A 23203-nucleotide genomic window follows, 5' to 3' on the forward strand; every position below is an offset into this window, starting at 1 on the left:
GATCTGTTTATAAATAAATATAATTTTTGTAAGATTACCATCCTCCAGAAGCACCACCGCCTCCGAAACTTCCTCCACCGCCGAAGCCTCCAAAGCCACCGCCACCACCTCCGGAACTGCCGCCACCGAAGCCACCGCCGCCAAAACTACCTGGGAATGGGAAGAATCCACCAGGATAATTTCTGCGTCCTCTTCGAGTGATGATGACATCATCGTCGTCGTCATAATTACCGCCACCACCGCCACCACCGCCGCCGCCTCGGTTGCCGAAGAGAATAGCAATGATGATAAAAATGACAAAGGCAATAATAAGAACTTTCAGCGCACTGCCACCACCGGATGGTGCTGTGGTAGGAACAGGTTTGAATTTGCCCTGAACAGCTTCCATAATGGCTGAGGTACCCCGATTGATACCTTCATACCAAAGTCCCTTTTTAAAATTAGGGGTAACGATATAATCCAGAATCTGTCCTGCAATGGATGCCGTCAGATATTGTTCTACGGAACGTCCCTGCTGGATAGACATGGTATGGTCTTCTGTAGCAATCAGGAAAACTACTCCGTTATCTACTCCTTTTTTTCCGATCTTCCATTGCTCACCAAACATAGTGGCCAGAAAGTTGATATCTTCGCCTTTAGTAGACTTAATGATAACAACTTCAATTTCTGTGGAAGTGGAATCTGCAAATTTGATAAGTTTATTGTTAAGCTCATCTTTTTCCTGCTGAGAAAGAATTCCTGCTTCATCAAAAACAGGGTATAAAACTGCTGGTTTTTGAGGAATAGTATATTGTGCTGATACAAAAGTGTAAAAGCAGATCAGTAAAAATGAAAATACTATTTTAAGAGAATGTAATTTCATTCGGAAGTTGGTTTGGATTTTCTCCTTCAACAGGAAAATGTTTTTTAAGTTCAAGGCCTGTTTTCAGAATTGCACTTTTTAATGCCTGATAATAATTTCCTTTGGCAAATTCAGAGGTAATATAGTCATGCAGATGATCCCAATAGGATTGGTTTACTTTTTCATGAATTCCTACATCCCCGATAATAGTGAGGTACTTCTGTTCAAAATTAACATGAAAAAGCACAGCATTCCTGTCGGTAGTTTTATCCATAGACAGCTCTTTGAAAACTTTAAATGCTGTCTTAGCATCACGGTTTTCCGTATTAGAGTCAATATGTACCCTAATCTCACCTGTAGAATGGTCTTCTGCTGACTGAATCGCTTCCACAAGGGAAGCGATCTGTTGATTTGTAAGGAAATTACCCATTATTATTTGAATACTTCAGGGGCTTTCTGAGCTCCTGCATCAGCTTTGAAATAAGGTTTTTCTTTAAAGTTGGTGAAATTCGCCAAAATATTATTGGGGAAAGTCTTGATAGAGGTGTTGTAATCCTTGGCAGCATCGTTATAATAAACCGTTTCTGTTCTGATACTGTTTTCAATAGCGGTATACTCTCTCTGGAAGTTGATATACTGCTGATCTGCTTTTAGGTTAGGATAAGACTCTACCACAGCCATTAATCTGCTTAGCGCACCGGATAATTCTCCTTGTGCAGCCTGGAATTTAGCAATATCTGCCTCCGTCATGTTAGTAGGATCAATATTGATAGAAGTAGCTTTAGAACGTGCCTCTACAACTTGTGTTAAAGTTTCCTGCTCAAATTTTGAATACGATTTTACTGTTCTTTCCAGATTAGGAATAAGATTGGCTCTTTTCTGATATACAGTCTCTACATTAGACCATTTTGCGTTAACAGTCTGTTCTTTGCCTACAAAGCTGTTATATCCGCTTTTTCCCCAAAAGAATAGGACTGCAACAATAATAAGGAGGGCGATACCAATGGTTCCGGCGCCCAGACATCCTTTATTTTTCATAGTTTATTTTTTTTAATTTTTTGTGCTAATCAAATATACAAATTATGTGCTAATTTTGTAGAAAATTATATTTGAATGACAACAATAGTGGTGGCAATGGGAGAGAAGAACGAGATTGGTTTTGAAAACCAGTTGCTTTGGCATCTTCCGAAAGATTTAAAACATTTTAAGGACCTTACTTCCGGGCATCCGATCATTATGGGAAGAAAAACTTATGAGAGTATTGGGAAACCACTTCCTAACCGTACTAATATTGTTGTTTCAAGAAAGAAAGACTGGTTTGAAGAAGGAATTCTTATCGTGGGAAGCCTTAAAGAAGCAATGAAATTTGCTAAAAAGATTGAGGAAGAAGTCTTCATCATCGGAGGGGGAAACATCTATGAGCAAACAATGGATATTGTGGATAAACTTGAGGTTACTCTGGTAAAAGCTACCCTTGAAGCGGATACTTTTTTTCCGAAAATCGATGAGAAGATCTGGAAAAAGACCCATGAAATCTGCCATGAAAAAGACGAAAAAAATGGCTATGATTTCTGTTTCCAGACGTTTGAAAGAATCAAAAAAGAAGCTTAAGAATCAATCGTTAAATTTTGCTCCGCAAAATGAATCGTGAATAGCTGTCAGATATAAAAATTGACAAGTGCAGCGAATTGACCATTCACCATTGAGTTTTTGAACTTTAACCTTTAAATTTATTATCTTTGCACTTCTAAAATTTAATAATGAATAAGAACATTAAAATTGCAGTAGCAGCACTTCTTATCCTTCTGGGACTTTATATGATGATTTTCACAAGAAATCTTGGATGGGGAATTGTTGTTTTTCTTCTTGCCGCATTTCCAATCGTACTTTACTTTAAAAATGAGTATATTCTTTTGGCATTCTGGCAGTTGAGAAAACAGAATATGGAGAAAGCGGCAGAATGGTTAACAAAAATTACGGACTATAAAGGACAACTTCATAAAACTCAATACGGATATTTCCACTATTTATTAGGATTAACACAAGCTCAGGATCACCCGACAAAAGTGGAGCCTTTAATGAAAAAAGCTTTGGAGTACGGATTGAATATGAAGCATGACAGAGCAATGGCTACTTTAAATCTTGCAGCGGCAGCTATTTCTAAAGGAAGAAAGCAGGAAGGTCAAAAGCTATTGGATGAGGCTAAAAGATTAGACAGTGCAGGAATGATGACGGATCAGATCAAAATGATGAAGGATCAGTTGAAAATGCCAACTATGCAGAAGCATATGCACAATCCTAATATGAGAAATAGAGGTAAATTCTTCTAGTAAGAAACTACAGATAAAACCAAAAGCACCTGATTCAGGTGCTTTTTTTATGCTTACTAATATATGTAATTACATTTCTGAAGTCTGATCATAGCCATAAAATTTAGGTATCTGCCATTGGTATTTCACGGCAAGTGTTCTGATGGCTACAATCAGTAAAATCGTAAAGATCTGTACAAAAGTATAGGATAACGGAGTGTACTTTGTCATTAATAAAAATGCAGCTCCACCTACAATACATGCTGTAGCATAGATTTCCTTTCTGAAAATCAATGGAATTCTGTTCAGTAATATATCCCGGATAATTCCTCCGAAACAACCTGTAATTGTTCCTAAACCAATACAGATCAGAGGATGGATGCCAACATTAAGCCCTTTCTGAATTCCGATAATGGTAAACAGACCTAGTCCAAAGCTATCGAAGATGAATAAGGTGACCTTAAAGTTTTTTTCAAGGGATTTGAATACCATGGAAACAACACTGGTAATAATGATCAGGGCGCACATCAGGAGATCATGCATCCAAAATACAGGAATATCCAGCAAGAGGTCTCTTACAGTTCCTCCACCTACAGAAGTTACAAAGGCAATAATAAGAACGCCAAAAGGATCAAGCCGTTTCTGCATGGCTGCAAAACTTCCTGACATGGAAAACGCAATGGTTCCAAGTACTTCTATGGCAAAATTGAACTGTTCGTGCATATATATTATAAATGATCGTTGATAAATGATAATTGATGAGTGATTTTCTGCTTAAGCAAATTCTTGGCCATTGTATCAATTATCATCTATCGCTTATCAATTATAATTCTGTTTATCTCTCAACCCTTACAGAGTCCGGAACCATCAGTTCGTATTCGCCGCCGTGGGTAATGATTTCCCTTACGATGCTGCTGCTGATAAATGATTTTCCGGATGAGGTTAATAAGAAAACGGTTTCTAGTTTTTTGTGAGCTAATGTTCTATTGGTATGAGCAATTGCCTTTTCGAATTCGAAGTCAGCAGGATTTCTCAAACCTCTGATGATGTATTGTGCATTCTTTTCAAAACAGTAATCTACGGTTAAGCCTTCGAATGAGTCTACTTCTACATTGGGGAATTCTGCTACAGAATTTTGAATGAATTCCTTTCTTTTTTCAAGAGGAAACATGTATTTCTTCTGGGAATTCTGGCCAATAGCAATGATTAATTTATCAAATAGAGGAGCGGCTCTTTCTATAATATCATAATGTCCTAAAGTGATGGGATCAAAGGACCCTGGGAAAACAGCAATTTTCATGTTGTCTGGTTTTATAATTGTTCGTCAAAACTGATAAGATTAATGGTTATAGTGTAATCTTTCATTTTTAACATCTATTATCTTATTTTCTTTTATTTAAAGCTTTTTCAACTTCATTTCCACAAAGATCCATAATGGAAATTCCATAATGTTTGGCCTGTTGGGGAAGAATACTTGCAGGAGAGAATCCTGGGTTCGTATTCATTTCAAGCATATAAGGAATACCATCCATTAAGATATATTCGCTTCTTGAAAAACCACTCATTCCAAGAGAATTGTATGCTTTTTTAGCAATTTCTTCTACTCTTTTTGTCGTTTCTTCGTCAATTCTTGCAGGAGTAATTTCCTCGGAAGCGCCTTCATATTTAGCTTCATAATCGAAAAACTCATTGGTAGGAACAATTTCAGTAATTCCTAAAACAATAGTTTCTCCTTTAAAATCGATAACCCCTACAGAAACTTCCATTCCGTTCAGGAAACTTTCGATAAGAATTTCGTCATCTTCCTTGAAAGCAATTTCTGTAGCAGCAATCAGTTCGGATTTTTCTTTTACTTTAGAAATTCCCAGTGAAGATCCGGATTGATTTGGTTTTACAAAAAGTGGAAGATTCAACTCTTCTACAATTTTCTCCACATCGATGTTTTCTCCTTTTCTTAAATAAATGCTTTTCGCAGAAGGAATTCCATATTTTGACAATACGGCAAGTGTATCTTTTTTGTTGAAGGTAAGGGCGCTTTGGTAAAAATCACAACCTGTGTATTTTTGACCTATAGCATCCCAGTAAGCCTGAAGAATCCCATTTTCACCCGGTGTTCCGTGGATGATGTTGAAGCATACATCAAATTTTAATGTTTCTCCATTATCTAAGGTAACAGAAAAATCTCCTCTGTTGATTGGGTGTTTTTTATCATTTTCTTCTAGAAAATACCATTCATCCTTAAGGACTACTACTTTATATACGTCATATAGATTTCTGTCTAAGGAATCATAGATCAATTGTCCGCTTTTTAAGGATACAACATATTCATCAGAATAGCCTCCCATTACTACGGCAACACTTTTTTTGTTCATAACCATATAGTATCAATTAAGGCAAATTTAAACATTTTATGCAATGCAATATGGGAAATTGGGAAATTTTCAAATCAAAAATGAATTGTGTTAAATAAAAAGTCCATTCTAAAATTATTAGCTATATTTGCGGTTATAATTAAAGTATTTTTAAGTATGCTTAAATCACTTTTCAATTGGAAAGTTTTAGTGAATTTAGTTGTGGCAATCGGTGTTTTCGTTGGTCTTGTATGGCTTACGTTTCGCTGGTTAGAATACCATACTAATCACGGTCAGGAAATTCCTGTTCCCAATGTAGTTAATAAATCTGTACATGATGCTGTTAAAATATTAGATGACACAGGTTTGGAATATGAAGTAGACAGTGCTACTTATGACCCTAAATACAGACCATTCCAGGTTTTACAAATTTATCCTGCACCGGGTTCCCGTGTAAAGGACGGAAGAACTGTGCGTCTTAAAGTTAACCCTAGAACATGGGCTCAGATTGCTGTTCCGGATGTTATCAATAAATATTCAGGGCTGGCATTCCAGAGATTGGATCAGGTAGGTCTTAAAATTGGTGATACTATTTACGAACCGAGTATCCAAAAAGATGCCCTTTTAAGAATTCTATATAAAGGAAATGCCGTAAATCCGGGAGCACGTCTTCCTAGATTCTCAGTCATTGATGTTGTTGTAGGATCGGGACCGATGAGAAATATTTCTATTCCTAATGTAGTAGGACTTTCCGTAAAAGAAGCCAGAGCGGTAATTGCGAAGAGTATGTTCGAAGTAGGATTAGTAGAGTACGAGGATGGTGGTAAGGATGAATCTGATATTATCTATTATCAGGATCCTGCTTCAGGAGATGTTCGTGACCAGGGAATGCAGATAGACCTTTGGGCGAGTAAGAAAACCCCGGCGGAACTAAGAGCAAAAGTAGAACAGTTGAATTCTATTTACCGAATGAAGGTAGATACTTCTTTGCCTCCGGTACGATATGAAGAAGTTCATAATGAGCCAAGCTATGAAGCTCCAGTGCCTGTACCTATGCCTAGAAGAGAAACTCCAAAGACGGAAGCTCCGAAAACAGAGACTCCAAAGCCTCAGCCAACAACTCCTAAACCTGCAAGTACAACAACAGAGAAACCTAAAGCTTCTACCAGTACTCCAGCTACAGGAAACGCTGCAAAACAGACAGCTTCAACTGCTACACACCAGTCTGCTCAAAAGCCAAAGGCTAAGAAAGTGGTTGTAGAATAAATAGAGATTAATAGTAAAAATATAGGCTTCAACTGCAAAATGTTGAAGCCTTTTGTGTAAAAAAATAAATACAATGTCAGAAGATAACGAAGATTTTTTAGACGAAGAATTATTGGATTCGAATAGTATTGATAATATCGATATTGATGAGGAAAACAAAGGTTTATATGAACATCTTAATATCACTGTTGATCCCAAACAAGAGCCATTAAGAATTGATAAGTTTCTTTTAATACACCGCCAGAATTCTTCAAGGAATAAAATTTCTCAGACCTGCAGGGCTGGAAACGTTATAGTGAATGGTGCTCCCGTAAAACAGAATTACCGAGTTAAACCCGGAGATCAGATCTCCGTATTGCTAACCCGCCCTCCAAGAGAAAATGTGATTGTTCCGCAGAATATCCCTGTGAATATCGTTTATGAAGATGATGATCTGGTAGTGGTAGATAAAGAACCCGGAATGGTGGTTCATCCGGGACATGGAAATTGGGATGGTACATTGGTGAATGCTCTGGCTTATCATTTTGAAAATAATGGCGAGAAATCTGATCTTGACAGGGTAGGGCTTGTTCACAGAATTGATAAGGATACTTCCGGATTATTGGTGATTGCTAAGAATGAATATGCTTTGAGTTTTCTGGCGAAGCAGTTCTTCAACAGAACTACAAAGAGGTTATATTGGGCTTTTGTATGGGGAAATCCTCAGGAAGATGAGGGAACTATTAAAGGGCATATTGGGAGACACCCTAAAAACAGAATGCAGATGTCTGTTTATGAGGATGGAAGTCATGGGAAACATGCCGTTACCCATTATAAGGTTTTAGAGAGGTTCAAATACATGACATGGGTAGAATGTAAGCTTGAAACAGGAAGAACGCACCAGATTAGGGCTCACTTCAAGCATATCGGGCATACCCTATTCAATGATGAGCGCTATGAAGGGCATACGCCTTTAAGAGGAGTGAACCTTCCGAAGTATAGACAATTTATTAAAAATGTTTTTGAAATTCTTCCAAGACATGCATTGCATGCACACACCCTCGGATTTATACACCCAACAACAAAAAAGGAATTATATTTTGAAAGCCCAATGCCCAAAGATATGGCGGATGCTGTAAAAAAATGGAGAAATTATTTAGAAAACTAAAAATATATTGAGAATTTTTTTATATTTGTTGAATTGAAATCAAGATTTGTTATGAGAAAACTATATGCTATCGTATGTTTAGCTCTTTTGTCAAATGCATACAAAGCACAAGAATCACTACCATATTATCAACAGTATCTTTTGGATGGTGATTTTCTGTTCAACCCAGCTCAGTACGGTAAAACAGACTACGTACAGCTTAATGCCATTTATCAAAAGCAATTTTCAAAATTCAGCGAATCCCCAAATGTACAATCGGTGGGAATCAATGCAAACATTTTCGATAGAGTAGGTGCCGGTCTTACCGTATTCAGAGACAGCAATGGAGCTGAATCTGCAGGTGGCGTTACAGCGGGTGCTTCATATTTTATTCCTCTAAGTAGTGAAGGAGACAGAAAAGATCAGTTCTCATTCGGTACAAGTGTTAGTTTGTATAACAGAAATTTTGACTATACAAAAATCAACGTTGAAGAGCAGGGAGATCCTTTAGTAAAAGGTGATCAACAGAATATTTTTATGGCTTATGCTAACTTCGGTTTAGCAGCTACTTATAAAAACCTTTTCGGGGGTGTTTCTGTAAATGATATCGCATTAGGGAATGATAAACCTATTGTAAACGGATGGGAGCCATCTCCAATCAAGTTTTTCTTAAACTTAGGATACAACTGGCATATTGCAGACAATATCATGTTAACTCCTGCTGCAATGATTAACCTGAACACGAACTCTACAAGAGTAATGGATTATAACTTAATGGCTACATTTAATAATGAGGTGAATGCCTTCTCTGTGGGGGTAAGTTATAGAGCTGCTCAGAACAGATTTGACGGTCAGCAATTAGAAATTGCTCCCATTGTTAAAGTAAGATTCAACAAATTTATGATTGGAGCTACGTACAACCTTGGATTGTCTGATATTCAGCAATACGGAGGAAACAGCTTCATGATCGGACTGGGTTATAATTTCGATAACTTTATTAATGTTCGAGGATATAGATATTAATCAATTTAATTTAAATAAATTTGAGCTCTGAATTTTTTCAGAGCTTTTTTTATGATATATATTCACATTCCGTTCTGTAAGCAAAAATGCAGTTACTGTAATTTTCATTTTTCAACATCCCTTAATTTTAAGGATGAAATGCTTCGTGCCATGAAAACTGAAATACAGCTTAGAAAAGATGAACTGCAGAACAGGAGCTTAAAATCTCTCTACTTTGGGGGCGGAACTCCTTCTATTCTTTCTGTGGATGAGATTAATTCTTTAATTGATGAGGTTTTACATCACTTCAGTTTTGAAAAGGATATTGAGATTACATTGGAAGCCAACCCGGATGACTTGGATAAGAATTTCCTAAAGCAATTGGCTGGAATACCAGTTAACCGATTGTCAATTGGGACACAAAGCTTCTTTGAAGAAGATCTTAAACTGATGAATCGGGCTCATACGGCTTCAGAAGCAGAAGGTTCTATCAAGCGTGCCCAGGATTTCGGGTTTGAAAATCTGAGTATAGATCTAATTTACGGCTCACCTACCTCTAATCTTGAGATCTGGAAAGAAAATTTACATAAAACTATTGCGCTGGAAGTTCCTCATATTTCCTCTTATGCCTTAACAGTTGAACCTAAAACGGCTCTCGATAACTGGATATCAAAAGGGAAAGTTAAAAGTCCTAAAGAAGAAGAACAGAACAGAGAGTTCTATTATCTGTCTGACTTTTTAAAGGACCATGGTTTTGAACATTATGAGGTTTCCAATTTTGCAAAACCAGGTTTTTATTCCAGGCATAATTCATCCTATTGGAAGTATCAGGAATATTTAGGAATAGGCCCTTCGGCACATTCTTATAACGGATTTGATGTAAGAAGTTGGAATGTGGCCAACAATCAGCAGTACATTAAAAAACTAAGCACAAAACTTTTAGCCAAGGAAGAAGAAATTCTTTCTCAGGAGGACCAGTTTAATGAAATGATTATGATTGGTTTGAGAACCATTTGGGGGGTAGATCTGAAAAGCTTAAGAGAAAAATTCGACAATCGATTTCTGGATCACTTTCAAAACGAGATCAAAGATAAAATAGGAGAGGGTATTTTGATCATTGAAGATGAACATTTGAAAATTCAGGAAAAACATTGGTTTATGGCGGATGGAATTGCTTCGGATTTATTTATGGTTTAGGGTTTATAGTGTATATTTGGAGTAGATAACTTCTAATAAAAACTATACTATGAAAAAAAACTTATTTCTTTTACTCCTACTTTTCAGTGGATTATTTTTTTCACAAAAACCAATATTTGTAAAAGCTAAAGTAGTAGCTGTAAATATTTACAGAACTTCAGCAGAACTTCAGAATACTGTAAATGTTGCTCTGCCGTCAGGAACTTCTGAAGTTGTGATAACAAATATTTCAGATGAAATTGAGGATAGGTCAATCCAGATTAATACTAACAATAAGAATATTTCAATTCTTTCCGTGCAGTATAAAGATCGTTACCAATCTGCATATCTTGAAAATAATAATCCTAATGGTAAAAGAATTAAGGACAGTATTGCTATTCTGGAAAATCTTACAGCAAAAATTGATATTGAAAGGAAAACAAATGAAAAGACCCTTGAACTATTAGATAAAAATCAAGCTCTTCTAGTGGGAAGCAATACCTCAAGTGTAGCTCAGCTTATGCAATTAACTGAATATTATAAAACGAAGAGGAACGAACTTAGCATTGCCCAGCTTGATATCAATAAGAAATACACAGAAACTGGACTAAAGCTTGAAAAACTGAAGAATAGTCTAAAGGCTAATACAGAAGTTGAAGAAACTCTTTCAGATGGAGTACTTATCTTAAAAATAATCAGCACTACTGCTGGAAATGCTAAAATGGATATAGGATATTTAGCAGAAAGCGTTTCTTGGGAACCATTTTATGAAGTAAAAGGAACTAAATTGACAGAACCTTTAGAGGTAACTTTTAAAGCAAAAGTAAATCAGGATACAGGACTTGATTGGAGAGGGGTGAAGCTATCTCTTATTAATGCAAGATCTTCCAGAAATAATAATGCTCCGGTAATGAACCCATGGTTTCTGAATTCTTATAAAAATGAAGAGATATCCAATCGGGCTTATTCTAAAAAAGATACGGTGAAAGAAAAAAGAATTGAAGAAGTTGTTATGGTTGGTTATGGTTTTAAAATTAACGAAAACCAATTGAATACGAGCTTTGATGTAGATATTCCGTATGATATTCTTTCCAATAATCAAGACCATTTTATCAATTTAAAACAAATAAAAATACCGGCGGAGTATAAATACTATACTGTACCAAAGTATAATAAGACGGCTTATCTTGTAGCAGAGATTAAAGATTTTAATAAATACGAACTGATTACCGGTTCTGCTAACGTAATTTTTGAAAATATGTATGTTGGTGAAACCAGAATAAACCCTAATCTCACTGATGATAAAATGAGTATTACTCTTGGAGATGACAAAAAAATAAGTATCAGAAAAGAAGTGGTTAATGATAAAGCAAGTGAAAAATTCTTCTCTTCTTATCAGGAAAAGACATTTACTTATGATCTTGTTATTCGTAATAATAAAAAGGAAACAATCAATATTGAGGTTAAAGATCAGATCCCTTTAAGTAAAGATGAATCTGTAAAGATTGAACTGCTTCAGAGTGATAATGCCGAATTTGACAAAGAGAAAGGTTTTTTAACTTGGAATGTTAAAATTTCCCCGTCAGAAACGAAAAAAATTAGAGTAAGCTATAAAGTAAGATTTCCGAAAGATTTTTCAATTACTAATCTTAATTAAATAACGGATTATTCACTATTTTTGTATAAAATTTCAGTTCGTTTGAAAACTAAAAAACAAGATTATTCGCATCTTTCGCCTAAGCAGCCTATCGGTATTTTTGATAGTGGAGTAGGTGGTCTTACTGTAGCCAAAGAAATCAAAAGGCTTTTGCCTAATGAAGATCTTATCTATTTTGGAGATACCAAGCACCTTCCTTATGGTGAAAAGTCAAAAGAAGCAATTATAGAATATTCTACAAAGATCACCAATTTTCTGTTGGAACAGAATTGTAAAGCCATTGTAATAGCTTGTAATACGGCTACAGCAAATGCTTTAAATGAAGTAATGCAATTGGTTGCCGGAAAAGTTCCTGTCATAGATGTTATTAATCCTGTGGCGGAAAAAGTGGCTTATGAGATCCATAATAATGTGGGAGTAATTGCTACTAAAGCTACCGTGAATTCGGGATTGTATAAAAAGAGTATCAGGAAACAGAATAAATGGATAAAAGTTGATGAATTAGCTACTCCTTTATTGGTTCCGGCGATTGAAGAAGGTTTCAAAAACCATCCGATTACCCATGCTATTATTTACAATTATCTGAGCAATAACAAGCTGAAAAATATTGAAACATTAATTTTAGGCTGTACTCACTATCCATTGCTAATTGATGAAATTAAGCAATATTATGGGAATAGGGTTCGTGTTATTGATTCTCCTAACATTGTAGCCAATCATCTGAAGATTATTCTTGATAAATATAATCTCCTGAATGAAAATAATGCTAAACCGAATTATCATTTCTATCTTTCAGATATTACCAAGAACTTTGAAAAGATATCCAAGAAATTCTTCGGAAAAACCATAGATTTAGAACTTAAAGTACTATAAATAAAAAGTCTGCCTCATTAGAAAGCAGACTTTTTTCTTTCTCACCCTCGTCATTGCGAGCACAGCGAAGCAATCTCAATATTGCAGGTTGGAAAACAAGATCCATAAGATGCAAAGATTTTATCTTCGATAAAATTTTATCCTGAATATTTTTTTCGCGAATTACGCAGATTATTTTGTTGTCTGATCTATTGAATCTACATTATCAGAAATTTTTATTTCCTACAGATCTCACAGATTTGCACAGATGGTTACTGTTATTTATGTGAAAATCTGTGGTATCAACTTAATCAGCGAGCGCTAATTAATATCTTATTACTATTTCTTGTGAAAGAAATTTGTGTTTAAATTATGCTTCCAAGATTACTTTTTCAGCTTTCAATCTTGATTTTGGATTAAATTTAGGCTGATTAGCATCTGTTTCCAGCTTTTCTCCAATTGCAACTGCGAAAAGTGTTTCATATTTATCATTTTTCAGAATTTCATCATAAAGTTCCGGTTCTATCCCTTCCATAGGTGTAGAATCAATTTCCATGTCTGCACATGCAGAAAGAAGCACTCCTAATGATAAATAAACCTGATGTCCCAGCCAGGATTTAACAAAAGCATCTCCTTTAGGTTTTACTCTGGTTCTATAATAATTCACAGCGCCTTCAGGCAGGTTTTCCTCAATTTGTTTTTCAAAATCTTCAGGGTTTTTGATCACCTGGAAAATAATCAGATGGCTGCAGTCGATTACTTTTTCCTTATTGATGAAAGAAACTTCTGCCAATTGTGATTTCAGTTCCCCACGATTGATAAAGATAAAATTCCATGGCTGGCTATTGATGGATGAAGGACTTAGGTTTAGAATCTCTTTCAGTTGAGAAATTTGTTCTTCACTGATATTGCCTTGTGGATTATACTTTTTTACAGTATACCTTGTTTTCATTTTGTTTAAAAAGTTCATAATTTTATACTATCATTTTTATAGTTACAAAATTAATTTAAGTTTATTAACTTTGCAATAACGGTAAAAAAGGATAGTATAAAAATGTATACAATAGATAATAAGTTTTACCCTTGTTGCACCAGTGTAACCATGAGGTTTATAGGCGGAAAATGGAAGGCTGTAATTTTACATCATCTTATTAATGGTGCGAAAAGATATAACGAGCTGAGAAAGGATATTCCGACAATTACAGAAAGAACTCTAAGTCTTCAGCTTAAACAGTTGGAAGAGGATAATATTATTGACAGAAAAGTATATACAGAAAAACCACCTTTGATGGTAGAATATACTTTAACAGATTTCGGAAAGACATTGCTGCCTGTTCTGGAAGCCATTACCCAATGGGGAATGGCGGCTCCTGATAATTCAAAAAAAATAACCAAGAACTAAAGTTCCTGATTATCTTCTTTATTCGGATCAAAAAAACTGAAACTCACGTTTCCGTATTTTCGGGTATCTACTAAATTAGGGTGCTCCAGTTTCATACGGCTTTGATGTTCTACGATAAGAACTCCGTTTTCTTTCAGGAACTTATTATTCAAAACTAAAGAAATTAATTCGTAATATTTTTTCTCTTCCATCTCAAAAGGAGCATCTGAAAAAACGATTTCGAAAGACTTTTTGTTTCTGAATTTTTTCAGCCAGTCGAATACATCCCCTCTCTGTACATTGATCTGAAGAGCCATATCAAGTTCAGAGGCTGTAGAATTGATGAAGGCAGTGTGCTTTGGATTCATTTCTACAGAAGTTACATCCTGACATCCTCTGGAAGCAAACTCAAATGAAATAGAACCAATTCCTGCGAAAAGATCCAATACAGAAATCGACTGCATATCGTATTTATTTTCCAAAATACTGAATAAAGCTTCTTTCGCAAAATCTGTGGTTGGTCTTACATCAAAGTTTTTGGGAGCGGCAATTTTTTTGGCTTTCCACTTGCCTGATATTATTCTGAACATATTTTTGTTAGGGTTTAAGTAATAGGTTATACGTGGCAGGTGATTATGTTTGGGTTCTACTCCCTATTACCTGCGACCTGCAACCTAATTAAGTATAAAATTCTTATTAGGAATATTGTCAAAAACGATCTTCAGGTTTCTTACAAACTTCTGAAGCTCGGAAATAAATGTTTCATTTTCTGTTGTTTCCCCATAAGCATAAAAACTGGTTTCATTAATTCCGAAGCCTATTTTGCTTAATGTAAACATGACGAAATAAAGGAAATCAACTTCAGAATTGACATCCAGGTTGTTATAAAGGATGATCTTCTTATTATCAATAGCAAAAAATTCACACTGATTATGATAAAGGTTGATATGGATCTCTTTATTATTCTTATTGTTGATAGAGCTTAAAAACTTTTCCCCTGAAAAATTAAAATGTACCGGTACTGCCAGTTCTTTTATTTTCTTGTAGTAATTCTTTGGAAAAGTATAATAAAACTGAATATTGAATTTTTTATTGATGGATAGCATCAACTCTTCTTTCTCTCTATCAGCAGGTGCATTGAATGAGATCAGATCAAATCCCGCATCATGATCAGAAAAACCTTCCGGCATTAATGTAAAATGATTCAGAGCAGAAATCACCTGGATTTCATCAAAACGCTGTTTGATAAGAACCTCATCCAGCTTTTCCTCAATAAGATTGGCTGGTGTTTCTTCAGTAACAAAATAAGACTTTTCTTCCAGAATGCTTTTGTTTTTCACAATCTGGTAGATTAATCCGTCTTTGGTAAAAAGTAAATTAAGTACGTTCATATTTCAATTCCTGCAAATTTAGTGAAATTCTACCATTACCGCACCCGATTGGTGGTGAAGTATTTCCTTATTATAAAAATCAATACCAACCTGGCTTTCTAAAACATCCCGAACCATGCGTTGCAGGATTCCATCTCCAATTCCATGAACGATTTCCAGTCTCTTTAAATTGTTCCTTCTGCAAAATTCTATCACTTCAATCAGTTTTTCCTTTTGGATAAACAATCTTTCAAAACTGTCATAATCACTGGGATTCTTTACCAAATTATGAAAATGTAAGTCTAAAACCAAATGATTTTTCTGATGTTTTTTAGAAATGATCTTTTTAGGCTCTGCTTTTTTTACCACACGGATATTTTCATAAAGATCAGCATCCTTGAGAACGAGTTTTTCTTTAGGATATTGATGGGTAAAGCCGTATTCATCTTTAAAAACCACAATATTTCCCTTCACGGAAGTAACTACGCCGCTTAAATCTTCATCCACTACAGAAACTGTATCTCCAATTTTCATAAATTCTTAAACTACTTTGAATGAGTGCTTTTTATTTTTGATAAATGATAAATGATAAATGATAAATGATAAATGAATATATTGAATCATAAATATACGCTCATACTCTAAAACTCAAACCCTACCACTCTCAAACTCTTAAACCCTAGGACCCAATTCAATAACCTCCAGATCCTTTATTTCCTCACCATCCACCACAAAACGCATCATCGTTCTCATTTTGTGCCAGCCTTGCTTTCCACAAGCACCTGGATTAAGGTGTAAAAGACTATTTTTCTCATCATACATAGCCTTTAGAATATGGGAATGTCCTGATATAAATAATTTAGGGGCTTTTTCAGCCATTTCTTTTTTAGTTAGTGGAGTATATTTTCCGGGATATCCGCCGATATGAATCATTAAAACTTCCAGCTTTTCACAGAAAAAACGATTGACTTCCGGAAATTCAGACTGTATTTTTGAGTTGTCAATATTTCCGTAGACCCCTTTTAAAGGTTTTATTTTTTCGAGCTGTTCAATAACATCCATGCTTCCGAAATCTCCACAATGCCAGATTTCATCTGCCTGAGAGGCATATTCCAGAATTCTGTCATCTATATAAGAATGGGAATCGGAGAGGAGAAGGATTTTTGTCATTATCTAAGAGTTCTTTGGGTAATATTTTCGTCGTATTTTTCTTTAAATATAGCAACACGTTCGGAGTTTAAATCACCATCCTGATTGATAACTCTTTCTTTAAGCAGCCATCTTACCAGCTTTTCCATTCCTTTTTTAGAATTCATAAAATTGGCAATTTTTGCTAGGTCAGTAGACTCTACTTTAGTTTTCTCAGTTAGGAAATTCAGGATAAAGTAATCATCGCTTACATATCTTGGCGTTTCATTATCCATGTATTTGTACATCAGGATTTCTTCATCATCCTTCATGGAAAAGAAAGAGTACTGGGTAACATTAATCTTTTCTGCTTTTAGAATCTGTTTTCCATCCAGAAGAACTTTATCGTCTTTTATGGTTATATCCTGCGAAAAATATAAATTACAGCTCATCATCAATATAAAGAAAGTGAATAGTCTGTTTATTGCCATTTTTAATGTTTTAGATTGCAAATATAAAGAAGCTTTGATAAAAATTACTTTGGTTGGATTTTATCGTTGCTGTAAAGCCTCATTGTATATTAATAAGAAATACTCTTGGTTCTTCGTATAGAATCAAGCTTCTTTTCAATGTCAGCACTGAAGACTTTTCTTAATTTCAGTCCACTTTCGGTAAGCCTTGATATCACAAAAGTTCCATCCATACTGTTATTTGAAGAAAATACAATGGCAATGGTGGTATCTGAAACCTTTTTCCAGTTTCCTACATATCGTTCCAACTTTGAAGCTTTTCCAGGAAAATCTTCCTTTGTATCATAACCATTGGCTGATTTACTTAAATTTCCAATGATTTTTCCGTTTTTACTGAACTTTAAACCTGGACTTTTGGCATTAAAAATATTCTGCTTTTCGTAAGTGTAAATATAATTGTCCAGTTTAGTCAGTTTCCATGTCTGTAAAAGAAAAGGGTCTGAGGTTCTGTCCTGGCTTTTCATAAAACCGGTTGCGAAGAATAATAACAAAAGAAAGGGGATCGACTTTTTCATACTTTTAAAATGATTACACTTTAATATCGGCAAAATTAAGCTTTTCAATAGAAGACTGAAAAGTTTTCCGCTTAATATGAAATTTATCAACAGAGCTTACTATTTCTATAAAGTCTCAAATTGAGATATTTTATTTTTTGTGACTGATTTTTTATTTAATTCTTAAAAAGTTTTTTTTAAAACCCAAAAAATTGATTTTCGTTATAAAAAATGGGGATTGAAAAAATGCATGTATTCACGTTTTGGTGTATTAATTTGGATTTGTTTTGTATTTTAATAAATTGTAAATCAGTATTTTGAATTGTTCATTTTCGGTATTGTAAATATTTTTTTTGCTGAGATAAAAATATGTATATATTTGTCTTAATTTTTATTTAATCTAAACAAAAATAATAATGAGTGTCGGTTTATACTTATTGGAAAGCAAAAACTGGTATTATTTTGACCTTATACCAAAGTTTGATGAAGAGTTGTCAACGTTCATGAACCGTTGTTCTGAAAGTAAATTCATCCGAATTAATATTACAGGTAAAGAATCTTATTTAATTGTTCCTGTAAAGCATTTTTCTACTACTGGAGTTCATTACATAGGAAATGATGTAGGGTATAGAGAAAAGAAAATGGGCGAAGTATTGAAGATAAGTACTGAAGAAGCTTATCGATTTATTATTTCGCTTGTTTACGGTGCAAGTACAGCCGTAGAAAATCCTGAGGAAGCCTATATCAAATATTTTTCTGAAGAATTTGATGAGTATTTTAACAAAGGGCATAAAATGGTAGAAAGTATTGACTCTTTCATAGACTGTGTTAAGGCAGGAGCCATCTTTAATTTTTTCGGATACGAAAATGAAAATCTATTGGAGTTTATTTCGAAGAATGTAGCGTTAGAATCCAGGTACGATAAGAAAGCAGCTATTATCCAGTGGTTTTCAGAATATACCCATTCATTGTTGAAAACAGCAGTAGGAAAGTATATTGAAGAAGGAATTATCTATAACAGCAATATCGAGCATACATTTATTAACCAAAGTGCAGATAAGGTAGATGTTAGTTTTGATGAATACATTTCAGACGGATCTGCTATCCGAACTGAGAAGGCTGAAAGTTTCATAAGAACCCATGTGGTTTACTACAATCTTTATCCGGTTTTAAGACATTTGGCCTATTTAGGTTCTATAGAGGAAGAAATTCTTTATCAGATTGTAGATTCTGAAATTGATTCATTAAGAGAAGTTTATGGTGATGCCATGAATTTTATTTATGAAACGATAGAAGCAAGGCTTTTCCTGAAACAGGCTTACAGTGTGAATGAAGATATTTGGAAAGAATATATCAGACACCATAATTTCCTGATTAACCCTAAACATTATTCCAAAAAGCTGATAAAACCTGATTATGGGGAAATCCTGCATAAAAGATATTTTAATAACGGAACGTTAGAAATTACCCTGAGAGCTTTTAATCCTGAAACCGATATGGAGTTCCTTCATGAATGGTCTAATATGGATTACGCTAAAAAGTACTGGGAAATGGATGTGGATAAACAGGAGTTTGAAGAAGCCTACATCAAACACATGGGGGTTGATTATTCTCATCCTTATATCGGCCTTCTGAATGGCAATCCTATTTTTACGTTGGAACTGTATTGGGCTGTAAAGGATGAAGTGGGTAAATATTATCGTTTCAATCCTGGAGATTACGGCTTTCACATGCTTATCGCTCCTGCAAAAGAGAAAATTCCAAACTTTTCAATGAATGCATTGGCCATGTGCATGGAATATTTCTTCTCTTTCCCACAATTGACAAGAATGATAGGCGAGGCCTCTGCCTCTCATAAAGGAACTCATAATCTGATTACCAAGGTAGGATGTGAATTCAACAGATCGCTGGCACTTCCTTATAAAACATCCAATCTGACTTTCCTTGACCGTGAGAAGTTCTATGAAACAACAGAAGATATCTTCAAAAACTCGGTCCTGAAAATAAACATTACTACATAATAATACTTGAATACTGAAAAAGATAATTTATGAAATATGATATCATTGGTATAGGAATAGGACCATTCAATCTAAGTCTTGCGGCTCTGCTTGAAGAACATAATCTGAAAACCATATTTTTTGACAAGGCTCCCAGATTTGAATGGCACAGCGGTTTAATGATAGAGAGGACGACTCTTCAGGTTCCTTTCCTTGCAGATCTGGTAACCATTGTAAATCCTAAAAGTCCTTTTACGTATATCAATTATTTAAGAGAGCAAGGTAAAATTTTCCGTTTTTGCTTTAAGGAAAGCTTTTATGTAACCAGGATGGAATATAACCTCTACTGTAAATGGGTAGCCTCACAAATTGAAAGCCTGAATTTCAGTCATACCGTTACAGAAATAGATTATAATGAAATTCATCAATGCTACGAAGTTTCGGTTATAGATCTTATTAATTGTGAAAAGAAAGTGTATCTCACTGATAAAATTGTATTAGGAGTAGGTTCTATTCCTAATGTTCCCAAAATAACAGAGCGATTCTCTAAAGAACATATTTTCCACTCTTCTGAATACTTACACAGAAAACAATATTTGAAGAAAGGCAGTACTATTACCGTATTGGGTTCCGGACAAAGTGGAGGTGAAGTATTTTTTGATCTTCTTTCATCCAGACCGGATTTAGACTTAAAACTGAACTGGGTAACAGCAGCAGACAGATTTTTCCCCATGGAAAATTCGAAATTCACTTATGAATTTACTTCCATGGATTATATTTCCTACTTCAACAGGCTTCCATTATCAAAAAGAAGAGAAGTGATCAATAAACAGGATATTCTATATAAAGGAATTAATGATGAATTGATAAGCACCATCTATGATGAGCTTTATCATCAGCAGATGAAAGAAGAACAACCACTTCCTGTAAAAATATTAACTAATAGTTTGCTGGAAGATATGGAGTATGATGAAAATTATACCCTGAAGATGAGGCATCTTGAAGAAGAAAAAACGTTTTCAGTAGATACGGATTATCTTATTCTGGCAACAGGCTACAGATATGAAGTTCCGCATTTTTTACAACCTATTGAAGGCCGTTTAAACAAGAGCCAAAATGATGGCACATTACTATCTTCAGAAAATTATACGGTTGATGTGAATGATAATGAAATATTCATGCAGAACGGCTGTGTAGATTCACAAGGGATTATCACCTCAGATTTAGGAATGGGACCTTATAGAAATGCTACTATTATCAATAAAATATTAGGCCACGAACATTATCCATTGGAGAAAAATATTGCGTTCCAACATTTCGGAGCATTAGAAACTATATAAACTATGAAGCGTATATTTTTTCTGATTTCTGTACTTTCTTCCTTAGCATTGGCGGCCTGTCCAATTACTTTAGTTGTTAAAAATATTAAAAACTATAACCACGATGAGGTGTATGTAGTGATTAACGGCGAAAAGAAAAAGATTTCAAAACAAGGCACTGTTGATTTTGCTGAGGTATCGGATGGTTCTGTAAATGTTTCTGTATTGTATCAGAATAAATTAATTTATAATGATACGTTAGATATCAATTGTCAGTCACACCAAAAGTATGAAATAGCAGTTTCAGATGCGAACCGTATTGATGAGGTGTATATCAGAGGTAAAAAGAAGCTGGAGAAACTCAAAGAAACTCCATTAAGTGTTAAGATTGTTGATATGCAGGCCGTAAAAAGCCAGGCCAACAATATTGGTGAAATACTGAATATGGCAACAGGAGTTAAACTTCGTACAGAAGGTGGCGTTGGTTCAGGATTTCAGGTTAATCTTGGAGGTCTTCAGGGGAAAGCGGTCAGAATTTTCAGGGATGGAGTCCCGATTGAATTTTATGGGCATAGCTTTAATCCAAATGTTTTATCTCCCAATATGTTGGACAGGGTAGATGTGTATAAAGGAGTAATGCCTATTTATTTAGCATCTGATGCTTTAGGAGGTGGGATCAATTTTATCTCAAAACCTATACAAAAAGACAACCTTGAAATTTCTAATGAGATTGCATCATTCAGTACTTATAAATCTCATCTTAATGCAGTATTTACAGGGAAAAAAGACAGTCTGTTCTATGTTGGAACGCAGGCAAGTTATGTATTTTCAAAGAACAATTATAAAATTCTGGGTGACATTATAGATCCTGAGACGGCCAATCTTAAAAAAGTAGAAGCCAAAAGATTTCATGATGATACGGAAGCTTCTTATATGGAAGTCTACACAGGCGTAAGAAATAAAAGCTGGGCCAACGATTTTAGAGTCGGATTTATCTATTCTCATTTCTACAAGGAAATTCAGAATGATCTTGAAATGAGAAAACCTTATGGTGAAGCATTTGCCAAAGAAAACAATGTGACGGGCTACCTTCAGTATAAAAAAATGTTCTTTGATAATCGCCTGAAATTAGATTTGATGACAGCCTTTGCCAGATATAACAATTCCTTTGTAGACATCAGCAGGCGCAGATACAATTGGCTGGGAGAATCCACTTTCAGTAATGAAAACAACGTTGGTGAGATCAATAAAGGGAATGATATGAAAATGAGTTACAATATGTTTCATACAAGGCTTAATGCTGCATTCCGGATCAATAATAATCACAGTCTGGAATTTGGAAATATGTATTTCTATCAACGAAGAAAAGGAAGCGATCCTTATGGAGCCATCAATATAAATGGGGAAGATGTACTTAAGATTCCGGCGATTTACAATAAGAATATTGCAGCTTTGGGATTGGTGTCTCATTGGCTTGACCGAAAAGTGGAAACAGTGCTTGGAGTAAAGAATTACTTCTTCAGTTCTAAAGGATATACTACGGATAAATATAATTTTACATGGGAGTCTGACCGCAATAAAAACGCATCAGGATATATGGCGGGAATCAGCTATAAGCCTAAAAATTTTATTCTGAAATTATCTTATGAGAAAGCCGTTCGACTTCCTGATGAAACCGAAATTTTCGGAGATGGAATTTTAATCAAAGAAAATCTTGATCTGGAACCTGAAAAAAGTGATAACGTCAATGTTGTTCTGGATTATACTTCATCGAATTATAAGCTGAATACAAGCTTAAATCTCTTCTACAGGAACGTTAAAAACACAATATTCATGATACCGGATAATCCTTATGGAAGGTATCAGAATTATTATGACAATCGCATCCTTGGGTTGGAATATGAAATTAATTACCAACCTATTAAAAATATTCAGACAGGATTCAATTTTACGTATCAGGATATAAGGCTTAAGAACCTTTCCGGTTCCGAAAGTATCTGGGAAGATGCCAGACAACCGAATATTCCTTACTTATTTGGAAACCATTATCTGAGACTGAATTTTTCAGATATTCTCAATATGAAGGATAAGATAGAGCTGTACTATAACATTAATTACGTACATCGTTTCTTACTCTATCCTGTACCGAAAAACCTTGAGCCAGGATTGTTTTCCAAAGCTACTATTGCTTCCAGTGATCTCCTGATTCCGAATGACGGCAGGCTGGGCATGGTGGATGTAGGGGTAGGAATTACCTATTTCCTGGCAGACCCTAAGCTGGCCATTAATTTTAGCGTTAATAATCTTACGAACGAAAGACTTTATGATAATTATAACGCACAGAAACCTACAAGATCTTATCATTTGAAATTAACGTATACAATTTTTTAATATTATAATC

The 23203-nt window shown here is 34.9% G+C and carries 25 protein-coding genes; 12 read left to right on the forward strand and 13 right to left on the reverse strand.

Going from position 1 to position 23203, the window contains the following annotated elements; genetic code table 11:
* Nucleotides 1-34: 34 nt before the first annotated feature.
* From CHSO_RS04405 to CHSO_RS04415, 3 genes are read right to left on the reverse strand one after another with little or no spacing between them, the layout of a single operon-like run.
* Complete coding sequence (locus CHSO_RS04405) at nucleotides 35-862, reverse strand: TPM domain-containing protein (protein ID WP_045492750.1); 828 nt, start codon at nucleotides 860-862, stop codon at nucleotides 35-37.
* Complete coding sequence (locus CHSO_RS04410) at nucleotides 843-1271, reverse strand: TPM domain-containing protein (RefSeq protein WP_232509150.1); 429 nt, start codon at nucleotides 1269-1271, stop codon at nucleotides 843-845. Before CHSO_RS04410 ends, CHSO_RS04405 begins: the two co-directional genes overlap by 20 nt.
* A gap of 2 nt (nucleotides 1272-1273) precedes the next feature.
* Nucleotides 1274-1879 carry a LemA family protein gene (locus CHSO_RS04415; protein WP_045492756.1) on the reverse strand — a complete coding sequence of 202 codons (606 nt, stop codon included), beginning with the start codon at nucleotides 1877-1879 and terminating at the stop codon, nucleotides 1274-1276.
* 75 nt (nucleotides 1880-1954) lie between these two features.
* Between CHSO_RS04415 and CHSO_RS04420 the strand changes: the two genes are divergently transcribed.
* Together CHSO_RS04420 and CHSO_RS04425 are read left to right on the forward strand one after the other, a co-directional pair.
* Entirely contained in the window at nucleotides 1955-2452 is a 498-nt protein-coding gene (locus tag CHSO_RS04420) for a dihydrofolate reductase (RefSeq protein WP_045492759.1), read from the forward strand.
* 149 nt (nucleotides 2453-2601) lie between these two features.
* The gene (locus CHSO_RS04425; protein ID WP_045492762.1) at nucleotides 2602-3171 is read left to right on the forward strand and encodes a membrane protein; all 570 of its coding nucleotides are present in this window, start codon (nucleotides 2602-2604) and stop codon (nucleotides 3169-3171) included.
* A gap of 69 nt (nucleotides 3172-3240) precedes the next feature.
* Here the strand turns inward: CHSO_RS04425 and CHSO_RS04430 are convergent, their stop codons facing one another.
* From CHSO_RS04430 to CHSO_RS04440, 3 genes are all read right to left on the reverse strand, one after another.
* A complete protein-coding gene (locus CHSO_RS04430; protein WP_045492765.1) occupies nucleotides 3241-3873 on the reverse strand; it encodes a trimeric intracellular cation channel family protein in 633 nt (210 codons plus the stop codon).
* A gap of 112 nt (nucleotides 3874-3985) precedes the next feature.
* Nucleotides 3986-4450 carry a pantetheine-phosphate adenylyltransferase gene (coaD, locus tag CHSO_RS04435; RefSeq protein WP_045492768.1) on the reverse strand — a complete coding sequence of 155 codons (465 nt, stop codon included), beginning with the start codon at nucleotides 4448-4450 and terminating at the stop codon, nucleotides 3986-3988.
* A gap of 82 nt (nucleotides 4451-4532) precedes the next feature.
* Nucleotides 4533-5522, reverse strand: coding sequence for a D-alanine--D-alanine ligase (locus CHSO_RS04440; protein ID WP_045501876.1), 990 nt, complete (start codon nucleotides 5520-5522; stop codon nucleotides 4533-4535).
* A gap of 156 nt (nucleotides 5523-5678) precedes the next feature.
* Here CHSO_RS04440 and CHSO_RS04445 point away from each other — a divergent pair, with 156 nt between their 5' ends.
* From CHSO_RS04445 to murI, 6 genes are all read left to right on the forward strand, one after another.
* Nucleotides 5679-6767, forward strand: coding sequence for a PASTA domain-containing protein (locus CHSO_RS04445; RefSeq protein WP_045492771.1), 1089 nt, complete (start codon nucleotides 5679-5681; stop codon nucleotides 6765-6767).
* 73 nt (nucleotides 6768-6840) lie between these two features.
* Nucleotides 6841-7914 carry an RluA family pseudouridine synthase gene (locus CHSO_RS04450; protein WP_084220928.1) on the forward strand — a complete coding sequence of 358 codons (1074 nt, stop codon included), beginning with the start codon at nucleotides 6841-6843 and terminating at the stop codon, nucleotides 7912-7914.
* A gap of 51 nt (nucleotides 7915-7965) precedes the next feature.
* Entirely contained in the window at nucleotides 7966-8916 is a 951-nt protein-coding gene (locus tag CHSO_RS04455) for a type IX secretion system membrane protein PorP/SprF (protein ID WP_045492775.1), read from the forward strand.
* 51 nt (nucleotides 8917-8967) lie between these two features.
* Nucleotides 8968-10092 carry a radical SAM family heme chaperone HemW gene (hemW, locus tag CHSO_RS04460; protein ID WP_084220929.1) on the forward strand — a complete coding sequence of 375 codons (1125 nt, stop codon included), beginning with the start codon at nucleotides 8968-8970 and terminating at the stop codon, nucleotides 10090-10092.
* 49 nt (nucleotides 10093-10141) lie between these two features.
* Nucleotides 10142-11728, forward strand: a complete 1587-nt coding sequence (locus CHSO_RS04465) for a DUF4139 domain-containing protein (RefSeq protein ID WP_045492781.1) — start codon at nucleotides 10142-10144, stop codon at nucleotides 11726-11728.
* A 42-nt stretch (nucleotides 11729-11770) separates the two neighbouring features.
* Nucleotides 11771-12601, forward strand: a complete 831-nt coding sequence (gene murI / locus CHSO_RS04470; RefSeq protein WP_045492784.1) for a glutamate racemase — start codon at nucleotides 11771-11773, stop codon at nucleotides 12599-12601.
* Between the two features lie 349 nt (nucleotides 12602-12950).
* Here the strand turns inward: murI and CHSO_RS04475 are convergent, their stop codons facing one another.
* Nucleotides 12951-13550 carry a nitroreductase family protein gene (locus CHSO_RS04475; RefSeq protein WP_045492787.1) on the reverse strand — a complete coding sequence of 200 codons (600 nt, stop codon included), beginning with the start codon at nucleotides 13548-13550 and terminating at the stop codon, nucleotides 12951-12953.
* Between the two features lie 84 nt (nucleotides 13551-13634).
* On the opposite strand from CHSO_RS04475, the gene CHSO_RS04480 reads away from it, so the two are divergent.
* Nucleotides 13635-13982 carry a winged helix-turn-helix transcriptional regulator gene (locus CHSO_RS04480; RefSeq protein WP_045492790.1) on the forward strand — a complete coding sequence of 116 codons (348 nt, stop codon included), beginning with the start codon at nucleotides 13635-13637 and terminating at the stop codon, nucleotides 13980-13982.
* Here CHSO_RS04480 and CHSO_RS04485 read toward each other — a convergent pair.
* The 6 genes from CHSO_RS04485 to CHSO_RS04510 form a co-directional block, all read right to left on the reverse strand.
* Nucleotides 13979-14551 carry an RsmD family RNA methyltransferase gene (locus CHSO_RS04485; protein WP_045492793.1) on the reverse strand — a complete coding sequence of 191 codons (573 nt, stop codon included), beginning with the start codon at nucleotides 14549-14551 and terminating at the stop codon, nucleotides 13979-13981. The two genes, CHSO_RS04480 and CHSO_RS04485, sit on opposite strands and share 4 nt — an antisense overlap.
* A gap of 84 nt (nucleotides 14552-14635) precedes the next feature.
* Entirely contained in the window at nucleotides 14636-15352 is a 717-nt protein-coding gene (locus CHSO_RS04490) for a DUF3822 family protein (RefSeq protein ID WP_045492796.1), read from the reverse strand.
* Between the two features lie 18 nt (nucleotides 15353-15370).
* Entirely contained in the window at nucleotides 15371-15865 is a 495-nt protein-coding gene (locus tag CHSO_RS04495; protein ID WP_045492799.1) for a Smr/MutS family protein, read from the reverse strand.
* Between the two features lie 138 nt (nucleotides 15866-16003).
* Nucleotides 16004-16501 carry a metallophosphoesterase family protein gene (locus CHSO_RS04500; protein WP_045492803.1) on the reverse strand — a complete coding sequence of 166 codons (498 nt, stop codon included), beginning with the start codon at nucleotides 16499-16501 and terminating at the stop codon, nucleotides 16004-16006.
* Nucleotides 16501-16950, reverse strand: a complete 450-nt coding sequence (locus CHSO_RS04505; RefSeq protein WP_052480483.1) for a hypothetical protein — start codon at nucleotides 16948-16950, stop codon at nucleotides 16501-16503. Before CHSO_RS04505 ends, CHSO_RS04500 begins: the two co-directional genes overlap by 1 nt.
* A gap of 89 nt (nucleotides 16951-17039) precedes the next feature.
* On the reverse strand, nucleotides 17040-17504 hold the full coding sequence (locus CHSO_RS04510) for a hypothetical protein (protein ID WP_045492806.1): 465 nt from the start codon (nucleotides 17502-17504) through the stop codon (nucleotides 17040-17042).
* A gap of 395 nt (nucleotides 17505-17899) precedes the next feature.
* Between CHSO_RS04510 and CHSO_RS04515 the strand changes: the two genes are divergently transcribed.
* The 3 genes from CHSO_RS04515 to CHSO_RS04525 are packed head-to-tail and all read left to right on the forward strand — an operon-like array spanning nucleotide 17900 to nucleotide 23193.
* Nucleotides 17900-19504: a GNAT family N-acetyltransferase gene (locus CHSO_RS04515; RefSeq protein WP_045492809.1), complete on the forward strand. Its 1605-nt coding sequence runs from the start codon at nucleotides 17900-17902 to the stop codon at nucleotides 19502-19504.
* 29 nt (nucleotides 19505-19533) lie between these two features.
* Nucleotides 19534-20823, forward strand: a complete 1290-nt coding sequence (locus tag CHSO_RS04520) for a lysine N(6)-hydroxylase/L-ornithine N(5)-oxygenase family protein (RefSeq protein ID WP_045492812.1) — start codon at nucleotides 19534-19536, stop codon at nucleotides 20821-20823.
* A gap of 3 nt (nucleotides 20824-20826) precedes the next feature.
* A complete protein-coding gene (locus CHSO_RS04525) occupies nucleotides 20827-23193 on the forward strand; it encodes a TonB-dependent receptor (protein ID WP_045492815.1) in 2367 nt (788 codons plus the stop codon).
* The last annotated feature ends 10 nt before the right edge of the window (nucleotides 23194-23203 follow it).

The organism is Chryseobacterium sp. StRB126 (assembly GCF_000829375.1).
GTDB lineage: Bacteria > Bacteroidota > Bacteroidia > Flavobacteriales > Weeksellaceae > Chryseobacterium.

Coding starts and splice junctions, on each gene's coding strand:
- CHSO_RS04405 (WP_045492750.1), bottom strand. CDS start 862: ATGAAATTACATTCTCTTAAAATAGTATTTTCATTTTTACTGATCTGC.
- CHSO_RS04410 (WP_232509150.1), bottom strand. CDS start 1,271: ATGGGTAATTTCCTTACAAATCAACAGATCGCTTCCCTTGTGGAAGCG.
- CHSO_RS04415 (WP_045492756.1), bottom strand. CDS start 1,879: ATGAAAAATAAAGGATGTCTGGGCGCCGGAACCATTGGTATCGCCCTC.
- CHSO_RS04420 (WP_045492759.1), top strand. CDS start 1,955: ATGACAACAATAGTGGTGGCAATGGGAGAGAAGAACGAGATTGGTTTT.
- CHSO_RS04425 (WP_045492762.1), top strand. CDS start 2,602: ATGAATAAGAACATTAAAATTGCAGTAGCAGCACTTCTTATCCTTCTG.
- CHSO_RS04430 (WP_045492765.1), bottom strand. CDS start 3,873: ATGCACGAACAGTTCAATTTTGCCATAGAAGTACTTGGAACCATTGCG.
- coaD (WP_045492768.1), bottom strand. CDS start 4,450: ATGAAAATTGCTGTTTTCCCAGGGTCCTTTGATCCCATCACTTTAGGA.
- CHSO_RS04440 (WP_045501876.1), bottom strand. CDS start 5,522: ATGAACAAAAAAAGTGTTGCCGTAGTAATGGGAGGCTATTCTGATGAA.
- CHSO_RS04445 (WP_045492771.1), top strand. CDS start 5,679: ATGCTTAAATCACTTTTCAATTGGAAAGTTTTAGTGAATTTAGTTGTG.
- CHSO_RS04450 (WP_084220928.1), top strand. CDS start 6,841: ATGTCAGAAGATAACGAAGATTTTTTAGACGAAGAATTATTGGATTCG.
- CHSO_RS04455 (WP_045492775.1), top strand. CDS start 7,966: ATGAGAAAACTATATGCTATCGTATGTTTAGCTCTTTTGTCAAATGCA.
- hemW (WP_084220929.1), top strand. CDS start 8,968: ATGATATATATTCACATTCCGTTCTGTAAGCAAAAATGCAGTTACTGT.
- CHSO_RS04465 (WP_045492781.1), top strand. CDS start 10,142: ATGAAAAAAAACTTATTTCTTTTACTCCTACTTTTCAGTGGATTATTT.
- CHSO_RS04475 (WP_045492787.1), bottom strand. CDS start 13,550: ATGAACTTTTTAAACAAAATGAAAACAAGGTATACTGTAAAAAAGTAT.
- CHSO_RS04480 (WP_045492790.1), top strand. CDS start 13,635: ATGTATACAATAGATAATAAGTTTTACCCTTGTTGCACCAGTGTAACC.
- CHSO_RS04485 (WP_045492793.1), bottom strand. CDS start 14,551: ATGTTCAGAATAATATCAGGCAAGTGGAAAGCCAAAAAAATTGCCGCT.
- CHSO_RS04490 (WP_045492796.1), bottom strand. CDS start 15,352: ATGAACGTACTTAATTTACTTTTTACCAAAGACGGATTAATCTACCAG.
- CHSO_RS04495 (WP_045492799.1), bottom strand. CDS start 15,865: ATGAAAATTGGAGATACAGTTTCTGTAGTGGATGAAGATTTAAGCGGC.
- CHSO_RS04500 (WP_045492803.1), bottom strand. CDS start 16,501: ATGACAAAAATCCTTCTCCTCTCCGATTCCCATTCTTATATAGATGAC.
- CHSO_RS04505 (WP_052480483.1), bottom strand. CDS start 16,950: ATGGCAATAAACAGACTATTCACTTTCTTTATATTGATGATGAGCTGT.
- CHSO_RS04510 (WP_045492806.1), bottom strand. CDS start 17,504: ATGAAAAAGTCGATCCCCTTTCTTTTGTTATTATTCTTCGCAACCGGT.
- CHSO_RS04515 (WP_045492809.1), top strand. CDS start 17,900: ATGAGTGTCGGTTTATACTTATTGGAAAGCAAAAACTGGTATTATTTT.
- CHSO_RS04520 (WP_045492812.1), top strand. CDS start 19,534: ATGAAATATGATATCATTGGTATAGGAATAGGACCATTCAATCTAAGT.
- CHSO_RS04525 (WP_045492815.1), top strand. CDS start 20,827: ATGAAGCGTATATTTTTTCTGATTTCTGTACTTTCTTCCTTAGCATTG.